The 15,299-nt window shown below is 55.7% G+C and carries 13 protein-coding genes; 2 read left to right on the forward strand and 11 right to left on the reverse strand.

The genetic code is table 11. The features are described 5' to 3' along the window. Positions 1 to 18: 18 nt before the first annotated feature. Positions 19 to 774, reverse strand: coding sequence for an FAD-dependent thymidylate synthase (thyX, locus tag QP888_RS00805; protein WP_284811484.1), 756 nt, complete (start codon positions 772 to 774; stop codon positions 19 to 21). Between the two features lie 3 nt (positions 775 to 777). Continuing rightward, on the reverse strand, positions 778 to 1,527 hold the full coding sequence (gene dapB / locus QP888_RS00810; protein WP_284811486.1) for a 4-hydroxy-tetrahydrodipicolinate reductase: 750 nt from the start codon (positions 1,525 to 1,527) through the stop codon (positions 778 to 780). Positions 1,528 to 1,673: 146 nt separating this feature from the next. Here dapB and QP888_RS00815 point away from each other — a divergent pair, with 146 nt between their 5' ends. Then, positions 1,674 to 2,399 (forward strand): AMIN-like domain-containing (lipo)protein, encoded by a 726-nt coding sequence (locus QP888_RS00815; protein WP_284811488.1) that lies wholly within the window; start codon positions 1,674 to 1,676, stop codon positions 2,397 to 2,399. Positions 2,400 to 2,544: 145 nt separating this feature from the next. On the opposite strand, the gene QP888_RS00820 is transcribed toward QP888_RS00815, so the two are convergent. The 3 genes from QP888_RS00820 to QP888_RS00830 all read right to left on the reverse strand — a co-directional run bounded on the left by QP888_RS00820 (position 2,545) and on the right by QP888_RS00830 (position 6,578). Next, a complete protein-coding gene (locus QP888_RS00820; protein ID WP_284811489.1) occupies positions 2,545 to 4,851 on the reverse strand; it encodes a polyribonucleotide nucleotidyltransferase in 2,307 nt (768 codons plus the stop codon). Between the two features lie 269 nt (positions 4,852 to 5,120). Continuing rightward, on the reverse strand, positions 5,121 to 5,390 hold the full coding sequence (gene rpsO, locus QP888_RS00825; protein WP_018119737.1) for a 30S ribosomal protein S15: 270 nt from the start codon (positions 5,388 to 5,390) through the stop codon (positions 5,121 to 5,123). A gap of 78 nt (positions 5,391 to 5,468) precedes the next feature. Continuing rightward, complete coding sequence (locus QP888_RS00830; RefSeq protein ID WP_284811491.1) at positions 5,469 to 6,578, reverse strand: bifunctional riboflavin kinase/FAD synthetase; 1,110 nt, start codon at positions 6,576 to 6,578, stop codon at positions 5,469 to 5,471. A 168-nt stretch (positions 6,579 to 6,746) separates the two neighbouring features. Between QP888_RS00830 and truB the strand changes: the two genes are divergently transcribed. Next, on the forward strand, positions 6,747 to 7,670 hold the full coding sequence (gene truB / locus QP888_RS00835) for a tRNA pseudouridine(55) synthase TruB (RefSeq protein ID WP_502869077.1): 924 nt from the start codon (positions 6,747 to 6,749) through the stop codon (positions 7,668 to 7,670). Positions 7,671 to 7,727: 57 nt separating this feature from the next. Here truB and QP888_RS00840 read toward each other — a convergent pair whose 3' ends face one another. The 6 genes from QP888_RS00840 to infB form a co-directional block, all read right to left on the reverse strand. Then, positions 7,728 to 8,393, reverse strand: coding sequence for a 4'-phosphopantetheinyl transferase family protein (locus QP888_RS00840; protein ID WP_284811495.1), 666 nt, complete (start codon positions 8,391 to 8,393; stop codon positions 7,728 to 7,730). Continuing rightward, complete coding sequence (locus QP888_RS00845; protein ID WP_284811497.1) at positions 8,390 to 9,286, reverse strand: metallophosphoesterase family protein; 897 nt, start codon at positions 9,284 to 9,286, stop codon at positions 8,390 to 8,392. Before QP888_RS00845 ends, QP888_RS00840 begins: the two co-directional genes overlap by 4 nt. After that, positions 9,283 to 10,611 (reverse strand): MATE family efflux transporter, encoded by a 1,329-nt coding sequence (locus tag QP888_RS00850; RefSeq protein ID WP_284811498.1) that lies wholly within the window; start codon positions 10,609 to 10,611, stop codon positions 9,283 to 9,285. Before QP888_RS00850 ends, QP888_RS00845 begins: the two co-directional genes overlap by 4 nt. Continuing rightward, positions 10,608 to 11,573, reverse strand: coding sequence for a DHH family phosphoesterase (locus QP888_RS00855; protein ID WP_284811500.1), 966 nt, complete (start codon positions 11,571 to 11,573; stop codon positions 10,608 to 10,610). The genes QP888_RS00850 and QP888_RS00855 overlap by 4 nt, the downstream gene beginning before the upstream one ends. Next, on the reverse strand, positions 11,573 to 12,004 hold the full coding sequence (rbfA, locus tag QP888_RS00860; RefSeq protein ID WP_018119744.1) for a 30S ribosome-binding factor RbfA: 432 nt from the start codon (positions 12,002 to 12,004) through the stop codon (positions 11,573 to 11,575). Before rbfA ends, QP888_RS00855 begins: the two co-directional genes overlap by 1 nt. Positions 12,005 to 12,287: 283 nt before the next feature. Beyond that, on the reverse strand, positions 12,288 to 15,203 hold the full coding sequence (gene infB, locus QP888_RS00865) for a translation initiation factor IF-2 (protein ID WP_284811503.1): 2,916 nt from the start codon (positions 15,201 to 15,203) through the stop codon (positions 12,288 to 12,290). Positions 15,204 to 15,299 lie beyond the last annotated feature (96 nt).

Consider the following 15,299-nt stretch of genomic DNA (forward strand, 5'->3'; position numbering starts at 1 on the left):
CGGCGCGCCTTTGCGCAGTTAAGCATAAGGACTCACAGCCATTTGGGTGCCATCGGAGAGCGTACTGACGTGGAAATCTGAAAACAGCGACGGGGCCTGTTGCTGCAATAAGCGCAAGCATTCCACAGCCAGCCTGCGAATCTCCACATCGGCGTGCTCACTGGCCCGAGCGCCAATGAAGTGGCGCCATGCGCGGTAATTACCAGTCACTACGATGCGAGATTCGGTGGCATTCGGAAGCACCGCACGCGCCGCCTGTCGGGCTTGCTTTTTGCGTAACAATGCATTCGGCTCGTCGGCAAGCTTATCTTCCAACGCAGCAAGTAACTCATTGTACACAAACCGAGAATCATCGACTGCCTGTTCCACTAGGCGAGATAATTCTTCGTCCTCGACGACGGCATCAGGCATAACAAACTCTGCATCCCCGGAATGCACAAATCTCTGGGAGAGTTGGCTGAACGAGAAATGTCGGTGCCGAACGAGTTCATGCGTGACCGAGCGCGAGATGCCGCGGATATACATGGTCGCGGTAGCATGCTCCAGCAATGCCGTGTGGCCAACCTCCATGATGTGGTGCAGATAAGCGTCATTAGCTGCAGTATGCGGGTTGGGCTTGTCAAAAGTTTCGTAACACGCCCTGCCAGCGAATTCCACCAATGATTCAGCAGCCGTCGCTGTCTCATCGACCTGCCATGCGGAGTCGAGATCTGCGGGCGGAAAAAATTGCGTAGCTGCGAGAAGATCAACTTTCAGTTTCTTGGCGGTAGCCATGAATTAATTCAGACCTAAGAACTTATCGAGGCCAACCGTCAAGCCAGGATTGTCTTTAATCTGACGCACACCGACGAAGACACCAGGGACAAACGAGGTTCGGTCATAAGAATCCTGACGGATAGTCAGCGACTGGCCCTGTGCGCCAAAAATCACTTCTTCGTGCGCCACCATGCCCCGGGTGCGCACCGCGTGTACTGGCACCCCGTCGACATTGGCTCCGCGAGCTCCGTCGAGCGCTTGTTCCGTCGCATCCGGCATGTCTGGCATAGTGGCCTGCCGACGTGCGTCTGCGATCCCCTGTGCAGTATGAATGGCGGTACCTGACGGCGCATCAAGTTTCGTCGGATGGTGGTATTCCACGACCTCAGCGGTGTCAAAGTATTTCGCTGCCTGCCGGGCGAAGTGCATAGTCAAAATCGCAGAAATTGCGAAGTTCGGGGCAATAAGTACGTGGCCTGCACCATCGGCTTGCGCCCATTGTGCAACTTCTTCCAGCCGGTCCTGATCAAACCCAGTAGTGCCCACAACACAATGAATTCCCCGCGCCAAACAAAATTGTAGATTACCCATGACCACGCCCGGCTGCGTGAAATCAACCACGACCTCGGCGTGGTTGTCCACCAAAGCCTCTAAGCTGTCATCCCTGTCTAGTGCTGCAACCAGCTCTAAATCATCGGCTGCGTTAACTGCCTCCACGATTGCACTGCCCACGCGGCCGTGTGCTCCGAGTACGCCTACTTTAATAGTCATTAATGATCCTCACTTGCTTCCCACTGACCCGACACCGGGGCGGATGTACGGTTTTTCTGTTTATCCAGTTATCTCGTTACCTAATTGTATCGACAGTGTTGCCTAGTTTCGCCGAATACGTTCGGAATAACCGATAAACTGGGTATATGAACACTTCTCGGAAATTTATTAGCCTGGTGGCTACGATAAGCGCTGGCGGTTTAGTGCTTGCAGCTTGTGCGTCTGCTGGCGATTCGAATGATTCCGCACAACGCCCAACCAGCACCGTGACTTCTACATCACCGCAGCCATCTGAGGCAGCGGATTCGACGACTCCAAATGACGAACACTCCAGCACGGTCGAAAAACCCGAAGACGAAGATGCGGCTGATTCTTCCCGCACTACCGCCGCACGCGGCCAGTCCTCGACACAACCTGCCGGAGCGAAAATGTTCGGCACACCGTCGTTGGAAGACCGGCAGGATTTACCGGCTGACTACGGAAACTTGAGTCCGACAGATGTCCGCGTGGGCTCTCACCAAGGCTTTGACCGAGTCGTGTTCGAGTTCGAAGGCACCGGAAAACCGGGCTGGTTTACCCGCTTGACCGAAGAGCCAGCACAGCCAGGATCCGGTTTTCCCGTCGAATACGCGGGAAATATCGCTCTGAATGTCGCTATCGAGGGCACCCCCGCCCCGATTGATCCCGAGAAACAGGCAAAGTGGATTGATTTAAACGCCCAATTTCCTGGCGCTGGGTCCGTGACCGAAGTGAAACTCGCCGGGGCCTTCGAGGCACAGTCAGTCTTTGTTATCGGTTTGGACAAACCCCGCCCATATTCCATTACGCGGTTAGAAAACCCCACCCGAGTCGTGGTCGATATTCAAAAATAACGGCAAACATGCCGAAACACCCCGAGGCCAGAAGAACCAGTTCAGGTATCGTGCCTTGGGGTGCCCTTGACGTTTACCGCCAACCACTTAGCGAATGCGCCGTGGGAAAACTCCAGAAAATTCGGGGAAATCTCCAGGAAACCCACTAGTCTTCTTCGACTGGCACCAACGAAATCTTGCCGCGATCGTCGATATCAGCGATTTCAACCTGGACCTTGTCGCCAACGTTGATTTCGTCTTCCACCTTCTCAATACGGCGGTTGCCACCGATCTTCGAGATGTGCATCAAACCGTCACGTCCTGGCATCAGCGAGATGAAGGCGCCAAAAGCTACAGTCTTGACAACAGTGCCCAAGAAACGCTCTCCCACCTTCGGCAACTGTGGGTTGGCAATAGCATTGATCTTTTCCACAGCTGCATCGGCTTCCTCACCGGTAGCAGCCGAAACATAGACAGTGCCATCATCTTCGATGGAAATTTCGGCACCCGTTTCATCATGGATGGCGTTGATGGTCTTGCCCTTCGGGCCGATCAATTCACCGATCTTCGATGCTGGGATGGTCACCGTCACTACGCGTGGTGCGGTTTCTGCCATCTCATCTGGGGAATCGATAACATCTGCCATCGTATCCAAGATGGTCAAACGCGCCTCGCGAGCCTGTTCCAGCGCCTGGGCTAACACGTCAGAAGGAATACCATCCAGCTTGGTGTCTAATTGCAGTGCGGTGATGTAGTCCGGAGTACCGGCCACCTTAAAGTCCATATCGCCGAAAGCGTCTTCCACACCGAGGATATCGGTCAAGGTGACGTGCCGTTCCTCACCATCGACCTCACCAGAGACCAGGCCCATGGCAATTCCTGCCACCGGTGCCTTCAGTGGAACGCCGGCATTGTACAGAGACAACGTCGAAGCACACACAGACCCCATAGATGTCGAGCCATTAGAACCCAATGCTTCAGAGACTTGACGGATGGCGTAAGGGAATTCTTCCCGTGATGGAATCACTGGTGCGACGGCGCGCTCTGCAAGTGCACCATGGCCGATCTCGCGACGCTTCGGGGACCCGACACGACCAGTTTCGCCAGTCGAAAATGGTGGGAAGTTGTAATGATGCATGTAACGCTTGGACTCTCCCGGCGACAGGGAATCAACGCGTTGCACCATCTCCAGCATGTTCAGCGTGGTTACACCCAGGATTTGGGTTTCGCCACGTTCAAACAATGCAGACCCGTGTGCGCGCGGAATCAGCTCAACTTCAACTTCCAGATCACGGATATCCGTGGTACGGCGGCCATCCACACGGTAACCGTCACGCAAAATCTTTTCGCGAACGATTTCTTTCTGCAGCGCATTGTAGGCAGCCCGGATTTCGATCAGAGCATCATCATCGTCGATGTCATACTCATCCTCGATATCGTCGGCAAGATCCTCATCCCACTCGGCGATATAATCATTAATGGCTTCCTCACGGGCGTTTTTCTCGCCGATTGACAGAAGCTTGTGCAGTTTCTTACGTGCCTTCTTGGAAACCTCGTTGTAAACCTCATCGGAATAATCCACGAACAACGGGAATTCCGAGGTTTCTTTGGCAACCTGGGCAGCCAAATCTGCCTGTGCCTGACAAAGCACAGCAATAAACGGCTTTGCGGCCTCCAAGCCCTCAGTAACGGTGGCTTCGGTGGGAGCCGGTGCACCCGCAGCCACACGGTCCGCAACGTTCACGCCAGCGCCTGCTTCGACCATCATGATGGCAACATCGCTGCCCGCCGACTTGTTGCCTTTCGAGCCGCGACGGCCCTTCTTGTGACCGCCGTCTTTCTTTTCCACGATTCGCCCGGCCACGACCATCTCGAAAAGAGCTTCCTGGTGTTGCTGATGGTTCGGGAAAGCAACCCAAGCTCCTGCTGGGTGCTCGTCATCAGCCAGCAAAGCAATACGAACGGCACCGACGGCACCAGAAACCGGCAATCCAGAAATTTGCGTCGCGGCAGAAGCACCATTGATCGCGAGAACGTCGTAGTATTCGCCCGGTGCTATCGACAGCACAGTGTTGACGTTTTGCACTTCGTTGCGCAGACCTTGAACAAAGGTCGGGCGCAGTGGGCGGTCGATCAAACGACACGCCAAAATTGCTTCGGTGGACGGGCGACCTTCCCGCCGAAAAAAGCTGCCCGGAATACGGCCAGCCGCATACATACGTTCTTCCACATCCACGGTTAGTGGGAAAAAGTTGAGTCCCTCTTTGGGTTTCGACGACGCGGTGGTCGTCGACAAGATCATCGTGTCATCATCCAAATACGTGGTGACAGATCCATCGGCCTGGCGGGCCAACTGGCCAGTTTCAAATCGGATGGTGCGGGTTCCAAAATCCCCGTTGTCGATCGTGGCTTCTACGCCATTGATTCCAACTTCTTCATCAATAAATTTTTGCACAGCTTTTGTGCTGCTCATACAAACTCCTTGCTCTTACGAGAGCTCGTTCGTCGTGACGATCATCGTAGCCGTCATTAAATCTTTGTCCGTTAAGGAAAATCTTGCTTCAAAAAGAGAAATTCCTAAGAGGTATTCCTGGCAGATTTTTAAGCCAAGACCACCTTAGCATGCGAAACCCATATAAAATTGCAAAACCACCCCGCCCGGACAACCGGACAGGGTGGCGATAAGCATGCAGTCAAGGTCACCAAGCGGCTGCTTGACTACTGCTTAACGGCTAAGACTGCTTAACGACGCAGCCCCAGGCGAGAAATCAGATCACGGTAACGGTTGATGTCCTTGCTCTGCAGGTACTTCAACAGACCACGACGACGACCAACCAGCAGCAACAGACCGCGACGGGAGTGGTGATCGTGCTTGTGATCCTTCAGGTGCTCAGTCAGGTTGGTGATGCGGTGGGTCAGCAACGCAACCTGGGCCTCTGGGGAACCGGAATCAGTCTCGTGAACTCCGTATTCCTTCAGAATCTCTTGCTTCTTTTCCGTAGAAAGAGCCATGCTTATCTCCTTATTTCAGTCCACACGAAAATTCATTTGCAACCACTGCGGACCATAGTCGCAAACCAAACGATCATTTTAGCCGTTATGGGGGCTGGCTTGCAAAAAGAACTCCTCTGCAACTATCACGTGATCGCCCACACCGCTGCCTCTGCCGCTTGCTCCGCTTACGCCCGCATCCTGTGACGCAAGGTCACGCGCCAATATTTCGCGCACGTTTTCGACATCCCGAGAAATCGCCGCCAGCAAGTCATCCAGACTGTCGTACTTCTCCATCGCGCGGATACGAGCGACGAAATGCACGGTGGCGCTGAAACCGTAGAGATCTGCCTCCCTGTCCAACACGAAAGATTCCACGCTGCGCTCGTCATCGCCAAAAGTCGGGTTGGTTCCCACCGATATCGCGGCAGCATAAGCAGTACCCGGAACGATATTTCCATCGACCGGTGAGTTTGCACCTTCAACCACAAGCCAGCCGGCATACACGCCGTCGGCAGGAAGCGCGAGGTTGTCCGGAAAATACTGGTTCGCCGTCGGAAAGCCCAGCTCCTTGCCTCCCCTACCCGCGCCGCGAACAATCGGACCATAGACGCTAAATGGCCGCCCCAATGCCCAGCGCGCAGAGACAACATCGCCCGTCGCCAAGAATCTCCGGATGGCCGTGGAACAAATCAAGGTGTGGTCTTGCGCAGATACGTCAGACTCATGCAGCCGATCATGCAATAAGTCGACGAGATCTACGGAAATACCGTATGGCTGGCACAGCTGTCGCATCACATCGGGCGTGCCGACGGCATTTTTGCCAAACGTGAAATTCTCCCCAATGATCACATGGTTGGCATGCAGCTTGCCGACGAGCAGCCGATCGACATATTCCTGCGGCGACCACCCCGCCATTTCCTTGGTGAAGTCAATCACCATGACATTGTCGATGCCCATCTTGTCGACGACCGACATCCGCTGATCAAACGTCCCCAACGCCAAGGGGGCGCGTTCCGGCAAAAACACACTGACTGGGTGCGGATCGAAAGTAACCAACACCGACTGCTGCCCAGTAGCGCGCGACTTGCCCACAGCAGCAGAAATTAGCTCTTGGTGCCCGCGGTGTACACCATCGAAAACGCCGATAGTGACCACAGCAGAATCCACGTGTTCTGGGATCTCGTCCATACCGTGCCAAATATTCACCCTGCCAGCTTAAGGCATACACTGACTGCTATGAATTCAGCTACGGATTTTTCGCACACGAACGTTCAAAGCAACCCGCAGACTGACCAGCCGACTAAACAGCAGACTAAGCAGCAAACGGACTCGTTGGCAGGATCTGGTTTGGTAGTCGTCGACAAACCCGCTGGCATGACATCACACGACGTTGTCGGCAAGCTGCGACGGATATTCCGAACCAAAAAAGTCGGACATGCGGGCACCTTAGACCCCATGGCCACGGGAGTTCTGGTTGCCGGTATCGAACGTGGCACGAAATTTTTGGCGCACATGGTGGCGGCGACGAAAGGTTATCAGGCAACCATTCGGCTCGGCGCAGGCACCACCACCGATGATGCCGAAGGCGATTTCCTGCTCCCCGAAGAAATTTCTGCCGGGCTGAGCCAATCGCAGATACAGGCTCGTCTAGCAGCGCTTTCCGATGACGAGATTTACGCGGCCGCCGCTGCCTGGACCGGCACTGTTGAACAAGTCCCGGCGAAAGTCTCGGCCATCAAAATTGACGGCAAACGCGCCCACCAGCGCGTCCGTGACGGCGAGCACGTCGAAATTCCGGCACGCACCGTCACGATCAGTAGTTTCGAGATTCATTCCATCAATCGTTCTACAGACAGTGAAAATACAGACAGCGCGAGGAAAGGCAGTGAAATCAGCGGTGGCTGGATCGATATCGAGTGCACCGTCGCGTGTTCTTCCGGCACGTATATCCGCAGCCTAGCCCGTGATATTGGGGCTGACCTCGGCGTCGGCGGGCACCTTACCGCGCTACGCCGCACGCAGGTGGGCGCATATTCTATTACGGATGCACAAAGCCTCGATGAGCTTGCCGACGTACCAGCAATTAGCCTGAGCCTGGATGAAGCATTGACCCGGACCTACCCCATCTGGCAGGTCACAGATCAACAAGCGCACGATTTGAGCATGGGAAAACGGCTCCCTGCCTGCGGTCTCGACGGTATACATGCAGCAGTTGCTCCCGACGGGCGCGCGATCGCACTGGTCACAGAGGGCGCAGAAATTAAAACGATTTTCGTAGCACGCCCGAGCACCTTGTAATCGGTTTACTGAGGACCCAACCAACGTGCGTGCGCTGGCACGCTGTATAAACCGATCTTAGACAGACACCACAGCAGCAGTAATCACGAATCCGTCCTCGATCGCCCACCGCCCACTGATAAAAGGCACCGGAGTGGGGCGCACCAACAAATAAGCAATAAACGTCCCATCCTCCCGTACATCAATTTCGGCTTGTTCAAATCCCAGCCAGCGCTGGGTCATAGGAAACCACGTCTTGTAGACCGTTTCTTTGGCACAGAAAATTATCCGGTCTGCATACGGAATCCCTGCAGAGCGCAGGCGTGAAATCTGTGGTTTTTCCGTATCCCTTACGATTAAGTCAACGATATCAACGGGAAGCTTTTGCGCTGGTTCGATATCGATGCCCAAGCTACGCACCTTCTCAATAGGCGCCACCGCAGCTGCCCGCATGCCAGAGGTATGCGACATGGAACCGCAAAACCCATCTGGCCACAGCGGCATCCCACGGTTGCCCCGCAATATCGGCGCTGCGCCGGTATACCCCAGTTGGGCCAGTGCTTGATGTGCGCACCACCGCGCATCACCAAATTCTGCTTTCCGCTTATCTACCGAATGGGCAACGAGGGTTTGTTCCAGCGGATGCAAACTGTGGAAATTCACCAAGTCACCATCACGGGTGCTCCGTATCACAACCATACGGGCGGAATCTGGCAACAAAAACTCGCGGTTGTGGTTAGTCATTGCATCCCCCTTCCCCGCTGTCGGTAAGCCGTGTGTGCCGTCATCGTTCCGGCGCCGTCATCGGCAAGCTCCAGAATTGGGCAAGGCCAGACTCTATCCTCGTCGTAACGCGTCCACTCCCGGGGATATCCCAGCGAGACCTCATGGTGCAGCACACCATCGAATTCACTCTCGTCCGGCATGTGCAAATGTCCATACACCACCGCTTTCGCGTTATAGCGCCGCGGCCAATGACGCGTATGACGAGTCCCACACCACAGAGCAACCTCCGGTAGCCCTAGGCGCAGTGTCGGTTCCTGCACCAACGGCCAATGGTTAATCAATACCGTTGGTCCATGTACCCGCGACAAACGAGTAATGGAATACGCTAACCGATCCCAACACCATGCACGAATATCAGTAAACGGCGCGATGGCGATTTCGTCGGCCAGCACCACATTTTTCTGCCCTGCAGCGTCTAATGCCTCCTCCACACCCATGCCCGCTGGGCGAAAGCTGTAATCGTATAACGTAAACAAAGGCACAATCGTGGTATCCCCGAAGACCGGGAAACTATCTTCTGGAGTCAATACATTAATCTCGCGGCAAAGCTGCACCAGACTGTCGTATTTCGCGCGCCCGACATGTGCATCCGTAGAGCGACAAAACAACTCGTGATTACCGGGTACCCAAATCACCTGGGCAAACCGGCTACGCAACTCATTTAACACCGAAGCGATAAGGTCAAATCGCTCCGCAACATCACCGGCCACAATTAACCAATCATCGGGATGCCGCGGCGTAATTTCCGCCAGACGCTTCCGGTTCGCCCGAACTGCGGCATGCAGATCCGCCACTGCCCACACGGTCGGTGGGAACTCAACCGGCTCGCTTGCTTCATCAAGGTGGGTCATGAGTCAATCACCGCCCACTTCATGGATTGGAACCGATAGACCACCGCCGCGGTACGCAGCGCAATAAACGCCAACAACCCGCACCAGATACCCGTCAACCCACCGTCGACAAGATAGGCGATCCACACACCCGGCAGAAACCCCAGAAGCACCGAACCGATTGTGATTGTGCGTAAAAACGCAACATCACCCGCACCGAGTAAGACGCCATCAAAGGCAAACAACACCCCGCCCAGCACAATCATCATGAGCAATAACCACCACGGTGCCGCAATAGTATCCAGTACCCCAGCATCATCAGTAAACAACCGCGGGATCCAACCAGAAAATACTGCGAATACAGCCGCAAGCGCCAACGCGAAAATGGTGGAATACCAGGTAATTTTCAAGCCAGCGCGCCGGGCCGCGGTGACGGTCTTTCCACCGAGTGCAGCACCAATAAGCGCTTGCGCGGCAATAGCCAGCGAATCCAACACCAGAGTAAGGAAATTCCACAGCTGCAACATAATCTGGTGCGCTGCCAAAGCATGTGTGCCGAACCGCGCAGCCACACCCGCGGCAGACAAAAACGCCACCTGGAATGCAAGAGAACGCAAAATCAAATCGCGCCCCAACACCAGTTGGCGCATGATCACTCGAGCCTGCGGTGTCCAACTACCATCATGAGCGCGCAACAGGCATACTACGAAACAAGTTGCGGTAAGCCCCATCCCCAACACATTCGCCCAGGCAGAGCCCACAAGGCCGAACATGGAGACCAAAAATGGCAGGGCAATTGCCCCGGGGACCACACCAGCCAGCGTGAAATAGAACGGCCACCGGGTATTCTGAATCCCGCGCATCCACCCATTACCTGCCATGGTGACTAAGGTCAGTGGGATCGCTAACGCGGACACATGCAACCAACTAGCCGTTGCAGCTGCCACATTCGGATCGCCGGTTAACCACTGTGCGATATGCGAACCGAAGGTCCACAGCACGGCAGCCAGCAATAGACCCACTGCAACCGCAACCCACGTTGCCTGCACGCCCTCGGCAATAGCAGCTGATTTCTTGCCTTGCCCATATAACCGCGAGGCCCGGGCAGTTGTTCCATAAGACAAAAAAGTCAACTGGGTAGTCAACATCGACTGGACAGTGGCTCCAGCACCCAGCGCGGCGAGTTCGAAGCTCCCAAGCCTCCCCACGACTGCTGTATCCAGCAATAAATACAGCGGCATGGCAGCAAGAACCCCGAGCGCCGGAAGCGCTAGGCCGAAGATTGTGCGAGCGCTAATCTCCGCGCTATCTGCACCGGGTGAATGTGTCTGAGAAGGTAGGGTCATGGGCACTCACGTTCAATAACAGTCAGTAGTTCATCGATCACTTCCGCAGCCGTGCCCCGTGCCGAAAATCCCGCCGCCGGAATATGGCCGCCACCACCTAATTTCATGGCAATCGCCGAGCAATCAATTTCCCGTGAACGCAGCGAACCATTCCAATATCCCGGAGACATCTCCTTGTACACCACTCCGAGATTGGTGCCGTCGAGCGAGCGGACAAAATCCACGAGCTTTTCCACCGCAGATTGATTATGCGCAGCGATAATGTGGTGCGGGACTTGTAACACCGCCATTGTTACCGATCCAGCGGATTTAATCTGCAGGTTGGACAGTACCTCGCCCGTCATTTGCAGATCATCCGGAGCCGTCAAATCCACCAAATCAACAGCGATTTGCTTTGGGTCGAGCCCGTAATCCATCAGCTCAGCAGCCATGGTGTGCATGAGGCGACTACCCCAGCGAAAACTTCCAGTATCGGTCATCAACCCGGCATACAACCCGTGCGCGATCTCCCGATCTAGCGAGATCCCCAGGGTCCGAAACAACTCGAAGAGCACCACGGTCGTGGACTCCCTGGTGGGATCTACCAAGTTAATGTCACCGTAGCCTGGGTTTGTGTCGTGATGGTCAATATTAATGCGCGGTCCGGAAAATGCCTGATATTCTGCCGAAGCTGTGCCAGTTCGAGACAGCGAGCCGCAATCAACACTTATGACGACGTCGGCAGGCGGAAATTCCTGGTCCCGTTCAAATAGCTCCACGTTTTCTGCATATGGGATAGACAAGAGGTTGTCCGGAATTGGTTTATCTTGTCCCACGTACAGCCGCGAGTTGATACCAAGTTGCTTGAGTCCCAGGGCAAGCGCGCACGCCGAGCCGATGGCATCAGCATCCGGGTTCACATGCGCCACGATAATCACCCGCCGTGCCTGGCGAATGGCGCTAGCTACCTGAGAATAGGGCATTACTCAGAGTCCTTATACGGGTCTTCGTCTCCAGCAGGCCGTGCCTGCTGCCGCAAACGTGCGAGTTCTTCATCACGAGCTTTCGCTTTCGCGAGTAAGCCTTCCATATGGGCAGAGGCTTGCGGAACTTCGTCGAATTCAAACTCGAGGGTGGGGGTAAACCGCACGGACAGCACATCACCGACGATCTTCCGCAGTTGGCCGCGGTGGCGGTGCAAAGCTTCTGCAGCCTGATCCAAGTCAGGTTCTTCGTTGATATCACGACCGCGCACGGTGTAATACACTGTCGCGTTGTGCAAATCGCCGGTCACACGCGTATCAGTGACAGTAATGAGTTCGAGTCGGCGATCCTTAATCTGGTGTTCTAGGGCGTTCGCGACAATTTCTTGGATACGCTTAGCGATCCGGCCTGTTCGTGCATTATCAGCCATGAAATATTTACCTTTCACATAAGGACTGCTGGCAGAGACGAAACACACCGCGCAGTCAGTGTCGTAACAATCTTTCCCCATTGATTCGGTGACGAATTGCTATTCATTTTCCGCTATTTTAGCGCAGACGAAAAACACCCACCCGAGGTGGCGATGAGCCAACTCGGATGGGTGTATACGGTGAGGGCCTCCCACCATTACGTGGTGGGTCTACAGGAAGTCTCAAGGATCTAGCTTGCCGGACGTGCCCGATGGACTCCGCCTGGCTGCACGCTAGGTACTACTAGTCGCGTGGAACCTCGACTTCTTCGTAAGCCTGGATAATATCGCCAACCTGAATGTCTGGGTAAGACAGGGTCATACCGCATTCATAACCGGCCTTGATCTCGTTCATGTCGTCCTTTTCGTGACGCAGAGACTCGATCGTGGCATTCGGTGCGATGACATTGCCATCGCGCAGGATGCGGGCCTTTCCGTTGCGCTTGACGGAACCTTCGTTGACCATACAACCCGCAATGAGGCCGACAGCCGAAGACTTGAACAGCGCACGGATTTCGGCTTCACCGGTATCGCGCTCTTCGTAGATCGGCTTGAGCATGCCCTTGAGAGCCTGCTCGATCTCTTCGATCGCACGGTAGATGACCGTGTAGTAGCGCAGATCGACGCCTTCTTGGTTGGCAGCCTCGGTGGCTTTGCCTTCCGCGCGGACGTTGAACGCCACGATGACAGCATCCGATGCAGCGGCCAGCGACACGTTGGTCTGTGTGACAGCACCGACACCACGGTCGATGATGTTCAGCTCGACCTCGTCGTCGATTTCGATCTGCAGCAAAGCGTCTTCCAAGGCCTCGACCGAACCAGCATTGTCGCCCTTCAGGATCAGGTTGAGCGTGCTGGTTTCCTTCAGCACCTTGTCCAGATCCTCCAAGGACACGCGCTTCTTCGTCTTCGCCTGCATTGCAGAACGACGACGAGCATCACGCTGCGCAGCGATCTGGCGAGCGACCCGGTCATCTTCCACTACCAGCAGCGAGTCACCGGCACCAGGCACGCCGTTCAAACCTTGCACCTGTACTGGGCGCGAAGGACCGGCTTCATCGACGTCATGGCCGAATTCATCCACCATGCGACGGACACGGCCATGGGCATCGCCGACGACGATCGAATCGCCGACGTGCAAGGTTCCGCGCTGCACAATGACGGTGGCAACCGGACCACGACCGCGGTCCAAGTTGGCTTCGATCGCCAGACCTTGGGCATTCATGTCCGGGTTGGCAGTCAACTCCAACGCGGCATCCGCGGTAAGAACAACGGCTTCGAGCAGCTCATCTATGTTGGTTCCCTGACGCGCAGAGATATCGATGAACATCGTATCGCCGCCGTACTCTTCCGGAATCAACCCGTATTCAGTCAGCTGACCACGAATCTTGTCCGGTTGTGCTTCCGGCTTATCGATCTTGTTGACGGCAACGACCACTGGGATATCTGCGGCCTTCGCGTGGTTAATCGCCTCAATGGTCTGCGGCATCACGCCGTCGTCGGCAGCAACCACCAGAATAGCCAGGTCGGTGGCTTTCGCACCACGAGCACGCATCTGGGTGAATGCTTCGTGACCTGGGGTATCCAGGAACGTCAGCACACGCTGCTTACCTTCAGCCGTAATCTCGGTCTGGTATGCACCAATGCCCTGGGTGATGCCACCGGCTTCACCCTCACCTTCGTTTGTCTTACGGATGGTGTCCAACAGTCGAGTCTTACCGTGGTCAACGTGGCCCATGACGGTGATGACTGGAGGGCGTTTCGCGAGGTCTTCCTCGTCGCCTTCGTCTTCACCGAACTGCAGGTCGAACGACTCCAGCAGCTCGCGGTCCTCGTCTTCTGGGGAAACCACTTCGAGTTCATAGTTGATCTCGGCGGCCAACAACTGCAGGGTCTCTTCCGACACCGTTGCCGTTGCGGTCACCATCTCACCCATGTTGAACAAAGCCTGCACCAGTGCGGCTGGATCAGCGTTGATCTTTTCCGCAAAATCCGACACAGAAGCGCCGCGACGCAGACGAACGGTCTTGCCCTTGCCATCTGGTAAGCGCACACCGCCGACTACATTTGGTGCGTGCAGCTCCTCGTACTCGGCTTTCTTCTGACGCTTCGACTTCTTACCACGACGCGGTGGGCCGCCTGGACGCCCGAATGCACCTGCGGTACCACCACGACGGCCGCCACGGCCACCGCGGAAGCCACCAGCTGGAGGGCCACCACGCCCTGGGCCACCTGGGCCTGCTTTCCCGCGTCCACGACCACTACCGGACTGTTTGTTCGGCATTGCCGCCGGAGTTGGCGTCGCTGGCATCATCGCCGGGGTTGGACGACGTCCGCCACCGCTGCGTTCATTCGAAGAAGCCGAACGATCATCACGATTATTGCGTGGTTTAGCGCCACCACCATCGCGAGCAGGTTTGCCTTGCCCCTGTCCCGGTTTTGGCCCCTTAGAACCACCCGGACGTGGACCGGGTTTCGCACGATCGTCTCCCGTACCAGATGAGAACGGGTTGTTCGCCACCTTTGGGCGCCCACCAGGCTTTGGCATCGGACGAGGCATTGCATTGCCAGGATTTGGTGTACCTGGTTTCGCCTGACCGGGTTTCGCTTGCACGGCTTGCCCAGGCTTCGTTGGGCCTGGTTTTGTCTGACCTGGTTTCGGCGCATTGGCGCTCGAACGCTGTCCCTGGCGTTTGTCTGCACCTGCGGCAGCCTTGTTCGGACCAGGCTTAGCTGGGCGATCCGATCCAGGCTTTGGTGCCCGCGCACCTGGATTTGCAGGCTTTGCTGGACGTTCTTGGCCTGGTTTCGGTGCGCCTGATTGCGACTGACCAGGCTTCGCTTGCGCGGCTTGCCCAGGCTTCATTTGGCCTGGTTTCGCCTGACCTGGTTTTGGCGCACCAGTCTGAGATTTTGCTCCAGGCTGTGCCCCAGGTTTTGTCTGAGCGCCTGCTGGACCGGTTTTTTGCGCGGCAGATGGGGCAGCTTCGTTTGCTGCATCTTGTTCGTAGTGCGCACGCATTTTTTTGACTACCGGCGGCTCAATCGTGGACGATGCGGTTTTGACGAATTCGCCTTTTTCTTTCAGCGTCGCCAGTAGTTCTTTACTGGTAATGCCGAGCTGTTTTGCTAGCTCGTGTACGCGTAATTTTCCGGGCACTTGACTCCTCTGTTGTTTACTAGAGGCCCAAGTAACCCTTGTGACCTCTAGGGTGTGCTAGTGACTTTCATCGCTGATGCAACTTCATGGTTGAGT

The sequence above is a fragment of the Corynebacterium sp. MSK297 genome (assembly GCF_030232885.1).
Lineage (GTDB): Bacteria > Actinomycetota > Actinomycetes > Mycobacteriales > Mycobacteriaceae > Corynebacterium.

Coding starts and splice junctions, on each gene's coding strand:
- QP888_RS00850 (WP_284811498.1), bottom strand. CDS start 10,611: ATGACCCTACCTTCTCAGACACATTCACCCGGTGCAGATAGCGCGGAG.
- rpsO (WP_018119737.1), bottom strand. CDS start 5,390: ATGGCTCTTTCTACGGAAAAGAAGCAAGAGATTCTGAAGGAATACGGA.
- QP888_RS00820 (WP_284811489.1), bottom strand. CDS start 4,851: ATGAGCAGCACAAAAGCTGTGCAAAAATTTATTGATGAAGAAGTTGGA.
- dapB (WP_284811486.1), bottom strand. CDS start 1,527: ATGACTATTAAAGTAGGCGTACTCGGAGCACACGGCCGCGTGGGCAGT.
- rbfA (WP_018119744.1), bottom strand. CDS start 12,004: ATGGCTGATAATGCACGAACAGGCCGGATCGCTAAGCGTATCCAAGAA.
- truB (WP_502869077.1), top strand. CDS start 6,747: ATGACATCACACGACGTTGTCGGCAAGCTGCGACGGATATTCCGAACC.
- QP888_RS00815 (WP_284811488.1), top strand. CDS start 1,674: ATGAACACTTCTCGGAAATTTATTAGCCTGGTGGCTACGATAAGCGCT.
- QP888_RS00855 (WP_284811500.1), bottom strand. CDS start 11,573: ATGCCCTATTCTCAGGTAGCTAGCGCCATTCGCCAGGCACGGCGGGTG.
- thyX (WP_284811484.1), bottom strand. CDS start 774: ATGGCTACCGCCAAGAAACTGAAAGTTGATCTTCTCGCAGCTACGCAA.
- QP888_RS00845 (WP_284811497.1), bottom strand. CDS start 9,286: ATGACCCACCTTGATGAAGCAAGCGAGCCGGTTGAGTTCCCACCGACC.
- QP888_RS00840 (WP_284811495.1), bottom strand. CDS start 8,393: ATGACTAACCACAACCGCGAGTTTTTGTTGCCAGATTCCGCCCGTATG.